Origin of the sequence: Burkholderia reimsis, from assembly GCF_003294055.1 — a bacterium.
GTDB classification, from domain to species: domain Bacteria; phylum Pseudomonadota; class Gammaproteobacteria; order Burkholderiales; family Burkholderiaceae; genus Burkholderia; species Burkholderia cepacia.
The window spans coordinates 113,224-127,062 of sequence record NZ_QMFZ01000013.1; the positions used below are offsets into that span (position 1 = coordinate 113,224).

At 65.3% G+C, this 13,839-nt stretch carries 16 protein-coding genes; 3 read left to right on the forward strand and 13 right to left on the reverse strand.

The annotated features are described in order from the left end of the window. Nucleotides 1-17 precede the first annotated feature (17 nt). The 7 genes from DPV79_RS17180 to DPV79_RS17210 all read right to left on the reverse strand — a co-directional run bounded on the left by DPV79_RS17180 (nt 18) and on the right by DPV79_RS17210 (nt 5,498). Complete coding sequence (locus tag DPV79_RS17180; protein ID WP_048028509.1) at nt 18-341, reverse strand: RebB family R body protein; 324 nt, start codon at nt 339-341, stop codon at nt 18-20. 195 nt (nt 342-536) lie between these two features. Continuing rightward, nucleotides 537-911, reverse strand: coding sequence for a RebB family R body protein (locus DPV79_RS17185; protein WP_021157935.1), 375 nt, complete (start codon nt 909-911; stop codon nt 537-539). A 206-nt stretch (nt 912-1,117) separates the two neighbouring features. Continuing rightward, the gene (locus DPV79_RS17190) at nt 1,118-1,450 is read right to left on the reverse strand and encodes a RebB family R body protein (RefSeq protein WP_021157934.1); all 333 of its coding nucleotides are present in this window, start codon (nt 1,448-1,450) and stop codon (nt 1,118-1,120) included. Nucleotides 1,451-1,558: 108 nt separating this feature from the next. Next, nucleotides 1,559-2,194 carry a hypothetical protein gene (locus DPV79_RS17195; RefSeq protein ID WP_113046018.1) on the reverse strand — a complete coding sequence of 212 codons (636 nt, stop codon included), beginning with the start codon at nt 2,192-2,194 and terminating at the stop codon, nt 1,559-1,561. Between the two features lie 385 nt (nt 2,195-2,579). Continuing rightward, entirely contained in the window at nt 2,580-3,242 is a 663-nt protein-coding gene (locus DPV79_RS17200) for a hypothetical protein (RefSeq protein ID WP_133295677.1), read from the reverse strand. Nucleotides 3,243-3,350: 108 nt separating this feature from the next. Next, on the reverse strand, nt 3,351-3,782 hold the full coding sequence (locus DPV79_RS17205; RefSeq protein WP_059485981.1) for a hypothetical protein: 432 nt from the start codon (nt 3,780-3,782) through the stop codon (nt 3,351-3,353). A gap of 87 nt (nt 3,783-3,869) precedes the next feature. Continuing rightward, entirely contained in the window at nt 3,870-5,498 is a 1,629-nt protein-coding gene (locus DPV79_RS17210; RefSeq protein WP_021157928.1) for a tyrosinase family protein, read from the reverse strand. A 935-nt stretch (nt 5,499-6,433) separates the two neighbouring features. Between DPV79_RS17210 and DPV79_RS42680 the strand changes: the two genes are divergently transcribed. After that, nucleotides 6,434-6,589, forward strand: coding sequence for a hypothetical protein (locus DPV79_RS42680; protein ID WP_021157927.1), 156 nt, complete (start codon nt 6,434-6,436; stop codon nt 6,587-6,589). A 209-nt stretch (nt 6,590-6,798) separates the two neighbouring features. Then, nucleotides 6,799-7,812 carry a tryptophan--tRNA ligase gene (trpS, locus tag DPV79_RS17215; protein ID WP_043192038.1) on the forward strand — a complete coding sequence of 338 codons (1,014 nt, stop codon included), beginning with the start codon at nt 6,799-6,801 and terminating at the stop codon, nt 7,810-7,812. A gap of 113 nt (nt 7,813-7,925) precedes the next feature. Here trpS and DPV79_RS17220 read toward each other — a convergent pair whose 3' ends face one another. Then, nucleotides 7,926-8,336, reverse strand: coding sequence for a VOC family protein (locus tag DPV79_RS17220; protein WP_060060917.1), 411 nt, complete (start codon nt 8,334-8,336; stop codon nt 7,926-7,928). A gap of 514 nt (nt 8,337-8,850) precedes the next feature. Between DPV79_RS17220 and DPV79_RS17225 the strand changes: the two genes are divergently transcribed. Continuing rightward, on the forward strand, nt 8,851-9,162 hold the full coding sequence (locus DPV79_RS17225; RefSeq protein ID WP_113046020.1) for a hypothetical protein: 312 nt from the start codon (nt 8,851-8,853) through the stop codon (nt 9,160-9,162). Between the two features lie 22 nt (nt 9,163-9,184). Here DPV79_RS17225 and DPV79_RS17230 read toward each other — a convergent pair whose 3' ends face one another. From DPV79_RS17230 to DPV79_RS17250, 5 genes are all read right to left on the reverse strand, one after another. After that, nucleotides 9,185-9,571, reverse strand: coding sequence for a VOC family protein (locus DPV79_RS17230; RefSeq protein WP_021157923.1), 387 nt, complete (start codon nt 9,569-9,571; stop codon nt 9,185-9,187). 34 nt (nt 9,572-9,605) lie between these two features. After that, the gene (locus DPV79_RS17235; protein WP_113046021.1) at nt 9,606-10,199 is read right to left on the reverse strand and encodes an SMI1/KNR4 family protein; all 594 of its coding nucleotides are present in this window, start codon (nt 10,197-10,199) and stop codon (nt 9,606-9,608) included. A 71-nt stretch (nt 10,200-10,270) separates the two neighbouring features. Next, nucleotides 10,271-11,191 carry a bestrophin family protein gene (locus tag DPV79_RS17240; RefSeq protein ID WP_021157921.1) on the reverse strand — a complete coding sequence of 307 codons (921 nt, stop codon included), beginning with the start codon at nt 11,189-11,191 and terminating at the stop codon, nt 10,271-10,273. A gap of 163 nt (nt 11,192-11,354) precedes the next feature. Next, entirely contained in the window at nt 11,355-12,362 is a 1,008-nt protein-coding gene (cydB, locus tag DPV79_RS17245; RefSeq protein ID WP_021157920.1) for a cytochrome d ubiquinol oxidase subunit II, read from the reverse strand. A gap of 3 nt (nt 12,363-12,365) precedes the next feature. Continuing rightward, a complete protein-coding gene (locus tag DPV79_RS17250; protein WP_113046022.1) occupies nt 12,366-13,766 on the reverse strand; it encodes a cytochrome ubiquinol oxidase subunit I in 1,401 nt (466 codons plus the stop codon). Nucleotides 13,767-13,839 lie beyond the last annotated feature (73 nt).

Sequence of the window (13,839 nt, forward strand, 5' to 3'; positions counted from 1 at the left end):
GCGGCGCGCGGTGAAGATCAGCCGCGCCAGTGGCCGATGGCGTTCATCAGCTGCGCGACGGCGGTCAGTTGCGACGCAAGGTTGTCGTTCGCGGAGCGCGCCGCGGCGGCCACCGCCACCGGCGAGCCGGCGTAGAGCTGCATGATGCCGACGGTCGTGGCGGCGAGGTTGGACATCGCCTGGTTCGCCTGCATCTGCACCGCGTTGTGAAGCAGGATCGCGGACGCATGGCTGTTCGACTGCATGAGCGTGCCCAAGGCCACGGCGGGCGCTTCGCCCACCACCTTGACGTTGGCTTGCGTGACCGCATCGGTCACCGCGGCGGAAACCTGTTCCGGCATGTCGTTGCTCCTGGTTTGCCCGCCGCTGCGAGGCAGTCACGGCGAACGCATGAATGGGTCGGTCGGCGACGTGCGCCGGACGGTTGCATCGGTGCGTGCGAGCGCTCGCCGTCGCGAGCGTCGGGACGACGACAGGCGCCGGGCGACAGCCACGGGAATCGGGGCCGCCGCCCGGCGTCGACGCCGGGTTACGCGTCAGGCCAGCGCCTTGCCGAGCGCGAGCACATCGGCCAGCACGGACAGCACGCCGTTCGAGCCGATTTCCGTCGCCGCGGCGCCGGCGCTCGCCGGCCCGAGCGTGTAGAGCTGCATCGTGCCCACGTTCGTCGAGGTCGGCAGCTGTACCGCGGCCTGCGACTGCTGCTGCACGGCGTTCTCGAACAGCACGCTGAGCGAATGGCTCTGGGCCTGGTACAGCGAGCCCGTTGCCATCGCAGGCGCTTCACCCACCACCTTGACGTTGGTCTGCGTGACGGCGTCGGTGATCGCGGCATTGACCGCGCACGTCTTGCAGTTGCAGGGGTCTTTCGGATCCTTCGGATCCGTCGGGGCGCTTGTATCATTTGCCATCGAATTTCTCCTGGTTTGCGAACGGGCGCCGCATCGAATCGGCTCTACCCGTCCTGTCGTTTGCTCCGGAACACCGCGCGGCACCGCTGTTCAGGCGCCGGCGGACGTGCTGCGGTTCGGCGACGCGGCGGCACGGCGGATCGGCGGCGATATCGGCGGCCCGTGCCGCCTGCGCCGCCGCTCGATCACGGAGTAGCGACCGCGCGTTACGGGCGCATCGCCTTCCCGATCGCGATCACGTCGGCCAGAATGGAGATGATCCCGTTCGCGCCGATTTCCGTGGCGGCCGCCCCCGCGCTTTCCGGCCCGATCGTGTAGAGCTGCATCGTCCCCACGTTCGTCGACGTCTGCGACTGGATCGCGGCCTGCGACTGCTGCTGCACCGCGTTCTCGAACAGGATGCTGAGCGAATGGCTCTGGGCCTGGTACAGCGAGCCCATCGCCATCGCCGGCGCCTCGGCGACCACCTTGACGTTGACCTGCGTGACGGCATCGGTAATCGCGGGATTGACCTGGCACACCTGACACGTATCACCCATTTTTTGCTCCTTGATTCACGTAGTTGAGAGGTCGCACATCGGGGCCGGCCGGTCTCGTGTCCAGCCGCCGGACTTCAGCCGCTCGACTTCAACCGCATGCCCGGTGTGCTACTCCATGGACGCTGGCCCGGGGGTATCGTGAACAGAAGCAGTGGCTGTGGCAGCAGCGGCCGGTTCGTGCATCTCGGCCGGACGGGCGCCGATGCGTTGCAGCCGCTCGTCGATCGCGTCGAGCCGCACGGCGAGCGAATCGACGTAGTGCCGGAAGCAGGCGTCGATTTCCTGCCGGATGAGGCCGGTCAGCTGTTCGCCGATCACCGCCAGCGCCTCGCGGGTGCTGTCCTGGATGTCGGCCGCGCCGGATGCCGGTGCGCCGTCCGGCGGCTCGTGCGCGTCGAGTACGCCGGACACCTTCTGCTGTTCCGACGCCAGCATGCCGAGGGTCGTCTCGTTCTGCGCGTCGATCGTCTGCAGGATGCCGCGCATCTTCTCGTATGCCTTCTGCTGGTTGAGCTGCAGAAAATGCTTGACCTGCTCGCGCGCCTCCTGCCGGGTTTTCAGGCGCGGCAATGGCGGGTTCGCGGCGCTCGCCTGCGTGGCCGTGCCGGCCGCCGGGGCCGGCCGGGCCGCGTGACGACCCGGCAGCCGCTCGAGCAGCGCCCGTTCTTCGGCCGGCTCGAGGGGCCGTCCCAATCGTTTCTCCGCGAACTGCCGCAGCAACGGGTCGAGTGCGTCGTCGCTCATGGCTCACACCTCCTCGAGGTCGGCCCGCGGCGCCGGTGCGTGCGGTTCGGGTACGGATGGACGCAGCGCCGGGGCGCCGACGCTGGCGTACTGCAATGGATATCGCATGGTGTTCTCCGGGAAATGGACAGGCGGCAGCCCCGCCGGAAATTTCGGCGGGACCGCTGCAGGGACGAACCGTGCGACGGGTCTGTGAAATCGGTTGTCGCCGTGCGTCGCGCCTACGCCGGCGGGCCATGCGCAGGCAAGCAGTGCCGCCGCGCATGCCGGCCGATACCGTTGCGCCCCGTTCGCCCGCTGCCCGGTGCGTGGTCTCTTTTATTGAAATCGACCTACGCCGCGATCATGTTCCGCCGAATTCGATCTCCAACCTGTTTTTGCGATCCTAAGTAATCTGGCCGTTCTTGTTTCGCAAGCGGCCTTTCAACGATTCCTCTGCGAGGGCCGCTCGATCGCTCAGGGCGTAGAACGCCAGCATGCTGACGAGCATCGCAAAGGCCACGCCGCTCGTATCCCAACGCAGCCCCACGCTGAACGCGATTGCCCTGATCGCGGTCATGCCGAGCGCCATGACGAGCAACATCCCCGCGAATTCGAGCGCGACCCGCACCGGCGCCCTGACGAGCACGCTTACCGGGCCGCGTCGATGCCCGTCCTTGCGGTCGGCTTCGCGCCGAATCAACAGCGCCAGCATGGCCAGCATCGACATCGGGAACCACTGGAGATGGAGCACCAGCATGTTCCACATGGCACCGGTATCGAGCGTGCCGCCACAGATGTCGAGAATGGCCTCGAGGGGCGCCCGCATCGCATCGAGCGTCAGTCCCGCGCAGATGGCGGCCATGCACCAGAGCATCGACCGGCGCGCGCACCTGCCCGGCGTTCCGCCTCTCGTCGAGTACCCCGCCACGCCGCAGGCAAGCGCACCGATGCCGTTCCATATCCAGCTGGAAGGGGCACCATGCAGCCTCGTCGGCAAGTCGCACGCCAGGTAGCCGAGGGTCGCGAACGCCAGCGCGCCGCGCACGCGTTCGGGCATCGGGAGCATGGCCGTTCGCGCGGGCCCGGCCTCCACGCATGCGCGGATCGCGCCCGTCACCGTCGCCGGACGCCTGGTCGGGTCGGCCGGCGGAGCACTCCGGGCAGTCATGGCCGTTCAGGCGGGATCTCGCATGACCGCATACCACGAGCACACCACCCCGGCCGGCGCGACGCCGCCGTTGCCGCTCGCATGCGGAACCGTCCGGACGATCGAACCGGTCAGCGCCGGACGCTGGTTGATGCCGTTGGGCCAGGGCGCGCTCACGTACCCGACATAGTCGTAGACCCACTCCTCGCCGCTGACCACCCCGCGCCCCTGGAAGCGGACGGTGCCGGGATTCCCGTAGCTGATCCAGCCGTTGAGCTGCAGCTCCCATCCCGGGCCGAAAATGCGCCCCTTGAAAATGCCCGCCGGTGCGTGCGCGATCTCGATCGTGCCGAGGCCGAATTCCAGGTCGTTGAATGCGGTGGCCGGATCGGGATCGTTCAGGAAACTGCGATAGGTCCACTGGCCCACCAGGCTGCCGGTTTCGGGTGTGTAGCTCATGCGCGCGTCTCCCCTTCATGTCCATGTCGTCGAAATACCGAAGTGAACCGGCGCCACGCGATGGCGCCGGTTCGTCACGCGCCGTCGTTACCGGACCTCGAGCCGGAACAGTTTCGGCGCGGCCTGCGGAGCCGCACCGGCGACGGCTTGCGAAGCGGGCGGCGAAGCTGGTTGTGTCTGCAGGCGTACGCCTTCGCGCGTATGGATCTCGACGTCGTACTGGGCCCCCTCCACCGCACTCACCGAGAACTGGTCCAGCGGAAAGAACGCCTTCACTTCGAGGTGCGTCTGGCAGTTCGCGCAGTACTGCACGCTCCAGCGGCTCAGCACGGCCTCCGTGCCGAGCAGGTGCCGCTCGCCGTCCACGTTGACGTACGCGGATACCAGGAACGACCCCGCGATCGGCGCACGATTCAGCCCGGACACGCGCACGACCTTGCTGCTGTTGCCGGCCGGCACGGTCGTCGCCGCCAGCGAGAGCTTCGGCAGGTCTTCCAGCGAACCGGGGCCGTACGTGTAGCCGAGCTGCTCCTCGATGTTGATGCAGTCGAGCGACGTATAGGCGCGCTCCTTGCCGTTCTCGCTCTTCTTGAACGGATCGAGCGGCGACGAGAGCGTGAGCCACGAGTTGGGCACCGTGCCCGGCGTCGGCCCCTGCGCGTCGACCGAGTTGGTGCCCGGATACTCGGCGATGACGTCGAGGTGCTGCGTGAAGCCGTGCCGCTTCTGCCACAGCCAGAACACGCGATCGATGAAGCAGTGATGGAAATAGAAGATCGGGTCGAGGCCCGCCGTGTCGTTTTCGCCCATGTCGCCGTTGGCGCCCGGAATCGGCGAGAAGTCGCCCTTGTTCGGGCCGTGCGGCACGTCGAACCCGCCGACCGCCAGGTGAATCTTGTTGTGCGGCGACTCGAGCGGGACGACGGGAATCGCGCCTTCCGGCAGATTCTCGTTCCACTGGGCCGCGGACGTCGTGTTGGAAAACACCGTGTAGTTCGGCGCGTCCAGGCACTGCTCGAACTTGCGCTTCACGTTGGTCGGCACCACGTTGCCCTTCACGACGATGTAGGACGTGAGCCAGTCCACGATGTTCCGGTTCAGCAACACCACGTTCTCCTTGGCATCCTTGAACCTGGCGTTGTGCTTCTCGGTCGCGGCCCGGTCCTTGTCGGTACCCACGAGCCCCGACAGCGGGTAACGGACCGTGACGTACGGCAGCGGCTTGCTGTAGTTCGGATCGTCGCCGTTGATGTTGTCGGTGATCGCCCGGTTGAACGTGAAGGAGGCCAGCGGATTCGGGATCTTTTCGCCGTCGAGCTCGAAATCCGGGTCGGTCAGTGCCCACGGGATGCCTTTCGTCAGCGACTCTTCGCTGGTTTCGTCCCAGAACGGCAGCATCACCTGCTCGCAACCGGGGATGCTCTGCAGCGCCTGTTCCAGCCGCAGCAGGTACGCACGGTGCCAGGTCGGGAACAGCACGTTTCCGTGGTTGCAATAACCGCCCCAGTATGACGCCGAGCCCCAGCCGGCGCCGCGGAACGGCTCGCCGTGGAAGCCGCCGATCATGAAGAACGAGTTCGGATCGTCGGGCGGCAATGCCTTGATGCCTTTCCACGCGCGCATCAGGTCTTCCAGCGGCTTTTTGTTGCCTTTCCGATATTCGACTTGCAACGATTCGATCGACGGACGAACTCTGACTCCAGATGCGTTATTCATGATATATCCAGCCTCCTTCGTGGGTGGCATTAGGGTTTGGCCGCCAGGTTTTGAACGTAAGCAGGTAGTTAATAAATATTTAAACTCGCGCTCAATCGAATTCGCTTTATTCAAATATCGCTTGGCATTTTGAAAGCATTAATCGGCGGGCCATGGGCGGGCCCGCGTGGTCACCTGATCGCCTCCATGGGCGCGGACACGCGCAACAGACGTAGCACGCCCTCTGGAAAGGGGCTGCGCCTTCAGATCGTAGGGATGCTGTAGTGAATCGATGTCACTTCGTCAGGCACCAATACCCGACAAAGTGACCGTGATACCCCGTTAGCGTTTTATCCTGATTTGGTATGAGTAAATAAAGCAGATGGAATTGGTTTTAGCAAGGACAAGGCGACCTGGATTCTCAAAAAAATCCGGAGGCGAAAGTGATGATTGGCCTATTTAATTTTCCGAAATAATCGCACCAATTTACGACGCGATAGTAGTAAACAGGCTCGGGATAATCACGGGTGCCCGGCGATGTTTACGAATGCAATCGACCGGCGGGCACCTTACGGTTGTCAGGTGCCACGCATGCGACTGAAAGCTCGCAGAGAACGGGCAAGGTTGCATCACGGCATCTGGATGACCCTATCCCGAGCCGGTAGCGTCACGACCATTCGACGCGCCCCCCTGCCTCCTGCGGCCCTGCCCCCGACAATTCTTGACTGTGTCCACGCCGCCGAACTGGTAGGATGCCGGTCGCCTCGGCATGGATGGCAGCCAAAGGGCGTTCAACCGTCCCTTTTTATGCCCGCCAGCGGCCAACCCGCCGTCCCGCCCGGGCGACACGGTGCCCGGCCGCACCCCAGCCCCCGTCGAACCCCGCAACACCCCGGCGTCGCCTCACCCGACCCGTTGCAGCAACCGTTGGAGTGGCGCCTCGCGCGCCAGCAAGCATGAAGAACTCGAAGCCGCCCACCCGCCTCCCGCGCGAGAAAGACCGCACGCCGCTGGTACGCGCCGGCGCGCTGCTGTTGATGGCCGGCCTGCTGTACCTGCTGTGGCCGTCGGCCGAAACCGCCTACCTTGCGATGGAGTCCGTCATCCGCTGACACGGCACGTCCGTCCCCGCACTACGCTATACTCGCGCAATGGAAACCCGACCCGCCTCGCCGAACGTGCATTGCTGGTGGCGCGCCTGACCCAGGCGGCCCGTTTCCTTTTGCATGTCCCAAACGTGATGCCGCCAGCCATGGCGGCATTTGCGTTTCTGCGCAGACGTCATGGCTGGCGGCTTCGATAACCCGGAGCAACGATCAACATGACCCACCCGACCCGACCGACCATCCTCACCGGCGACCGCACGACCGGCCCGCTGCACCTCGGCCACTACATCGGCTCGCTGCGCGCGCGCGTGCAGATGCAGCACGAAGCGAAGCAGTTCCTGCTGCTCGCCGACACGCAGGCGCTGACCGACAACATGGGCCGCCGCCAGCGCGTCACCGAGAACGTGATCGAAGTCGCGCTCGACTATCTCGCCGTCGGCATCGATCCGGCAATCTCGACGATCGTCGTGCAGTCGCAGGTGCCCGAGCTCGCCGAGCTGTCGCAATACCTGCTCAACCTCGTCACGGTCGCGCGCCTCGAACGCAACCCGACCATCAAGGAAGAGATCCGCCTGCGCGGTTTCGAGCGCGACATCCCGGCCGGCTTCCTGACCTACCCGGTGAGCCAGGCGGCCGACATCACCGCGTTCAAGGCGACGCACGTGCCGGTCGGCGACGACCAGTTGCCGATGATCGAGCAGACCAACGAACTCGTGCGCCGCTTCAACGCGACGGTCGAGCAGCCCGTGCTGGTCGAATGCGAGGCCGTGCTGTCGGCGGTCACGCGGCTGCCGGGGATCGACGGCAAGGCGAAGATGAGCAAGTCGCTCGGCAACGCGATCACGCTCGGCTCGACGCCGGACGAGATCACGCAGGCCGTGAAGGACATGTACACGGACCCGAACCACCTGCGCGTGAGCGATCCCGGCCAGGTCGAGGGCAACGTCGTGTTCACGTTCCTCGATGCGTTCGAACCCGACGTGCAGAAGGTCGACGAGTTGAAGGCACACTACCGTCGCGGCGGGCTCGGCGACAGCGTCGTCAAGCGCGTGCTGAACGAGCGGCTGCAGGCGCTGATCGAGCCGATCCGCGCGCGCCGCCGCGAATTCGAGGCCGACAAGGCCGAGGTGATGGCGATCCTGAAGCGCGGCACGATGCACGCGCGGGACGTGGCCGGCGCGACGCTCGCGGAGGTGAAGGGGGCGATGGGGTTGAACTACTTCGATTGAGCGGCGCAGGCAGCGCGCGCGTGAACGCGCGCCGCGCGCCGGACGGTATCGGGCCGGCGCGTGGCGATCACCGCATCAGGTGCGCGTGCGTGCGTCGCTGCAACCGCCTCTCGTCACGATGCGTTTGCCGGCACGGACGCGTGGCACACCGCCTCGACCCGGTTGCCGGCCGGGTCGACGAGAAACGCCCCGTAGTAGTCGCCGTGATAATGCGGCCGCAAGCCGGGCTCACCGTCGGACTGGCCGCCCGTCGCGAGGCCGGCCTCGAAAAACGCATCCACCTGCGCGCGGCTCGCGGCCTTGAAGCACCAGTGCCGCTTGCTCACGCCGACTTCGGCGGGATCCAGGTAGATCGCGAGAAAGGTCGATGCGGTGTCGTTCGCATTGCAGCGTTCGCCGTAGCCGAGTGCGGTGCCCCGGTCATAGACCCTGGCCGCGCCCAGCGCGGCCATGATGGCATCGTAGAACGGGCGCGCCAGTTCGATATCCGGCACGCTGATTGACACGTGATCAAGCAGTTGCATTGCATCTACTCCGTTGAAGGGCACACGAGTCTACATGAGCGCGACAATTCGCGCCGAAGCCACGCTGCCGCTCGTGGGCAATACCTGCACACCCGACACTGTCACACGCGATGTCGTTCATGGCGGTAGCGGGCCGTCCCTTGGTCCACTCCGCCGATGCCGCGCCCGCGCACCCCGCTATCGTTTCGCATGCGATCCACGGACGACGTCCTTCCGAGCACATTGGTGGAGCACTTCGAGGTCGGTGACCCGGTTTCTTGATAGGCTTCATTTCGGCGGTTCTCCTGTCCGCGAGCCTGGTCCTGGATAGGAGAACCGCGCGAATCCCCGCAGGAACCGCCGCCTTCGACCTGCAACTACTTTCGGGACTCCGCCCAATGTCAGCCGACGAATCGATACACGCGTACCCGGGTGAAGCATCCACTTTCAATTGTGCGTGTTGTGGTAGCGAGACGAGGAGAATCACGGGCGAACTGCATCAAGACGATTCAGTGGTTGGCGTCTACTTCATCCAATGGGCACCCGGAAAAGGCCGGACCATCCACCGATCATCGACCTCGTGTTGGGCGACTGGGGGGAAAGCGCCGGGCCTGCCGACCGCGTCCTGGTTTCATTGATCTATATTCCGCGCGAGGGAGGCGGTCCTGTCTCCGTCGTGAACGCCGCGGAACGGGGTGTCGATATTTCCGACTTGTTTGAATTCGCGCTTGCCCGGGAGCAGGTCATCGGTACGCCGCTGGCCCCGTTGGTGTTTCAGATGATCGATGCGCTCTGGATCACCGACCCTCGAATTGCAGACGTCAAGGCACTGGACAACATCGTGTAGATCAACCTCGAGCGGCGCGGCGTCACTTCATCTGCATCAGTTGAATCAGGTTCCCGCAGGTATCGTCGACGATCGCGACGCGCACGGGCCCCGCGTCCATCGGCTCCAGCGTGAAATGAACGTCGAGATCCCTGAGCCGCGCGAATTCCGCATCGAGATCGTCGACCTGGAACGATGCCGCCGGAATGCCGTCCTCGTACAGCGCCTGCTTGTAAGGCCCGACCGCCCGATGGTTGCTCGGCTCGAGCAGCAGCTCGGTGCCGTCCGGCTGATCCTTCGACACCACGGTCAGCCAGCGGTACCCGCCCACGGGCACGTTGTTCTTCAGCTTGAAACCGAGCTTGTCGGTATAGAACGTCAACGCCTTGTCCTGGTCGTCGACAAAAATACTCGTCACGTAGATTCGCATTTCAACCTCTCTGAAATAGCAGCCGTCGCCGCCGCTATTCTTCGTCGAAATCGATGACAAACGCATAACCGCCGTCGATCAGCTGGCGCAGGTAACCGTCGAAGTCGTCGGCGATCACCGCATAGCTGTCGGGATCGTGCAGGAAGCGCACGACCTGCCCGACCTTGCCGCCCGCGGCCGGCTCGAAGTCGATGTAGAGCTGCGACGTGCCGCCGTTGTTCATGCAATGCGAGAAGCACAGCCGCCGGCCCATCGGCAGCGCGATGTCGATGCGCGGGTCGACGAGTTCGCCGTCGTCGTTCGCGTCGTCGCCGTAGATCTCGGCGATGCTGTCGCGGTACTTCGCCCCTTCCTCGAGCATCTGCGCGGCCGACAGCAGGTAATACGGGTATTCGTGAACGTCGGAGCCCAGCACCAGCACGTTGATCGACGTGCCGCCGTAGTCGCGCCAGTAGGTGCCGTCGAGCTTGCCGAGCAGTTCGAGCAGGCTGGCCGGGCACTGCGGATACGCGGCACGCAGCGCGTCGAGCTGCGCGGGCGTCGCGCCCGTGGCGGCGGCGAGCGCCGCGTTGTCGGTGTCGGGCAGCACGGCACGCAGGCCGGCGAGATAGGTGTCGACGAGGGTCATTGCGTCAGGTCCACAGAACAGGCCAGCGCCATTCTAGCGCCCGACGCGACCCGCTCCTTCCGCGCCCCCACCTACGTGATCTGGTACGTCGACGCCGGCACGAATTCCTCCGGCAGCGGGCGATCGCCCAGTTCGAGCACCGACCGTTCGATCGTGCGTGCCATCGCATCGAGCGCCAGCGCGTTCGGCGCGAGGCCGAACGGCTCGGCCACCTCGTTCGCGATCGCCTCGAGTGCGATCAGCGTATATGCGATGAACACGCAGATCAGCGGCGTGAAGAACTCCGTCGAATCGACGAGGCCGAACGGCAGCAGCACGCAATACGCATACACGGTGCGATGCAGCAGCACGCTGTACGAGAACGGGATCGGCGTGGACAGGATGCGCTCGCAACCGCCGACCGATTTGCCGAGCTCGTCGAGTTGCGCCTCGAACATCCAGCAGGTCGCGTCGCTGCCGGGCGCGCGGCCCAGCGCGCGGACGATGCTGCCGCGCAACTCGTCGAGGATCGCCACGGGCTTGAAACACTTGCCCGCGAGCGCGGCGGTGCGTTCCGCGCCGAGGATCCGCTGCAGGTCCTGTGTCGGATCGGTATGACGCAGCTGATGCTTCAGCGCATAGGTGAACGCGATCAGCAGGTCGGCAAGCCGGTCGCGCTCGGCGTCGCCGACGCTGTCGGGCAGGTAGCGATTCAGTTGCGACGTTAGCGCGCGCGCCGCGATCAGCAGGTTGCCCCACAGATGCCGCGCCTCCTTGAACCGCTCGAAGCTCGCGTTGTTGCGAAACGCGAGGAAGATCGCGAGCGCCAGCCCGAACAGCGTGAACGGCGCGGTATTGAGGGGAATCTTCTCGCCGAAGATGCGCCCGTTCGTGAAGACCGCCAGCGTGCTGACGATCGCCATGAACACGAGCTGCGGAATGATCGATTGCAGCACGGAGCCGTTCCAGACGAACAGCATCCTGAGCCAGTTTTGTCGTGGTCGGACGATCATGGTGTTTTCTCGACTGCCAGGGAAATACGCGATACGGCACGCCGGCGCCCGATGCGCAGCGGCCCGCGCGTGGCGGGCCGCTGTCGGGTGGATGCCGGGCCGGGCGCCGTGCTGCGCGAGATGATACGCCCGCGCGCGCCGCGCCCGTCACATCATGCGGCGCTCAGTGATAGCCGACGTCGCCCTCGCGCACCTTGCCGCGGAACACGCGGTACTGCATCGCGTTGTACACGAGGATGATCGGCAGCACGATCACGGTGCCGATCAGCGCGAACTTCTGGCTCGAATGGCTCGACGATGCATCCCAGATCGACAGCGACGGGGGCACGATGTTCGGCCAGATGCTGATCACGAGCCCCGTGTAGCCGAGGAACACGAGCGCGAGCGTCAGCAGGAACGGCGTGGCCTCGTGCGCGCGCTTCACCGAGTGGAAGATGCCCCACACGCATGCAACGACGAGGATCGGCACCGGCAGGAACCAGCCCAGGTTGCCGCTGCCGAACCAGCGGTGCGCGACGGCCGGCAGCCCGATCACGGTCCACAGGCTGACCACGCCCATCACGGCGAGCAGCACGCCCGCGAGCGGCTTCATCAGCAGCCGCATCTTGCGCTGCAACTCGCCGTCGACCTTCAGGATCAGCCAGCCGCAGCCGAGCGTCGCATACGTGACGAGCACGCCGATTCCGCACATCAGGCTGAACGGCGACAGCCAGTCGAACGGCCCGCCCGCGAACTGGTTGTTCACGATCTTGATCCCCTGCAGCAGCGAACCGAGCACGATCCCCTGGCAGAACGCCGCGAGCGCGGAGCCGCCGATGAACGCGAGATCCCACATGTGTTGCGTGCGGGTGGCCTTCGCGCGCAGCTCGAACGCCGCGCCGCGAAAGATCAGCCCGACCAGCATCAGGACCAGCGGCAGGTAGTTCGCGGGCAGCAGCGTCGAATAGACGACCGGGAACGCGCCATAGAGCCCCGCGCCGCCGAGCACCAGGAACGTCTCGTTGCCGTCCCACACCGGCGCGACGGTGTCGAGCATCACCTGCCGCTCGGCCTTCGCATCGAAGAACGGAAACAGCAGGCCGATGCCGAGATCGAAGCCGTCCAGCATCACGTAGATGAATACACCGAGGCCGATGATCGCGGCCCACACGACAGGAAGATCGATTTGCATGGCTTACTCCGCTTCGGTCACGTTCAGCGGCGTGGACAGCGCACTCTTGCGCAGCCCCGGATGCCGGTGCAGCTCGATATACCCGGCCTGGGCAGCCGGCCCGCGCTTCATCAGTTTCATCATGTAGTAGATACCTGTTCCGAATACCAGGAAGTACACGACCACGAAGACCAGCAGCGACACGCCGACCTGCTGAGCGTTGAGCGGAGAGACGGAATCGACGGTGCGCAGCACGCCGTACACGGTCCACGGCTGCCGCCCGACCTCGGTCGTGATCCAGCCGGCCAGCAGCGCGACGATGCCGGAAGGCCCCATGCAGACCACGAACCACTGGAACCAGCGCGTTTCATAGAGGCGCCCGCCCTTTCTCAGCAGCAACCCGAGCAGCGCGGTCAGCAGCATCAGCATCCCGAGGCCCGCCATGATCCGGAACGTCCAGAAGATGATCGGCGAGTACGGGCGGTCCTGCGGCGGGAATTCCTTCAGCCCGCGAATCTCGCCGTCCCAGCTGTGGGTGAGGATCAGGCTGCCGAGGTGCGGCACCTGGATCGCATAGCGCGTGGTTTCCGCCTGCATGTCGGGCAGCCCGACGAGGTTCAGCGCCGTGCCGCCCTTCTCGGTTTCCCACAGCCCTTCGATCGCCGCGATCTTCGCCGGCTGGTATTCGCGCGTGTTCAGCCCGTGCGCGTCCCCGACGACGATCTGGATCGGCGCAAGCACCAGCAGCATCCACAGCGCCATCGAGAAGCTGCGCTTCACCGGCTCGTCGCGGCGCCCCTTCAGCAGGTGCCACGCACCGCACGCGGCGACGATGAAGCCCGCGACGATGAACGCCGCGATCGTCATGTGCACGAGACGGTAAGGGAACGACGGGTTGAACACGACCTTGAACCAGTCGACCGGCACGACGAGGCCGTTCTCGATCTTGTAGCCCTGCGGCGTCTGCATGAAGCTGTTCGACGCGAGAATCCAGAACGTCGAGATCAGCGTGCCGACCGCGACCATCAGCGTCGCGAAGAAGTGGGCGCGCGGGCTCACGCGCTGCCAGCCGAACAGCATCACGCCGAGGAAGCCGGCTTCGAGGAAGAACGCCGTCAGCACTTCATAGGTGAGCAGCGGGCCCGTGATGTTGCCCGCGACGCGCGAGAAGCCGGCCCAGTTCGTGCCGAATTCATACGCCATCACGACGCCGGAGACCACGCCCATCCCGAAGCCGATCGCGAAGATCTTCGACCAGAACTGGAACATGGATTTGTAGGCGGCGTCGCCGGAGACGAGATAGCGCCATTCCAGCACCGCCAGGAAGCTCGCCATACCGATGCTGATCGCGGGAAACACGATGTGGAACGACACCGTGAATGCGAATTGCAATCGTGCGAGATGGAACGCATCGAAGATTTCCATGACCGTAATTTGCTCGTGTTTGTGAGGACGTCCGCCCGAAGCAGGAAATCGCGCGACGGCTTGCCGAAGACAC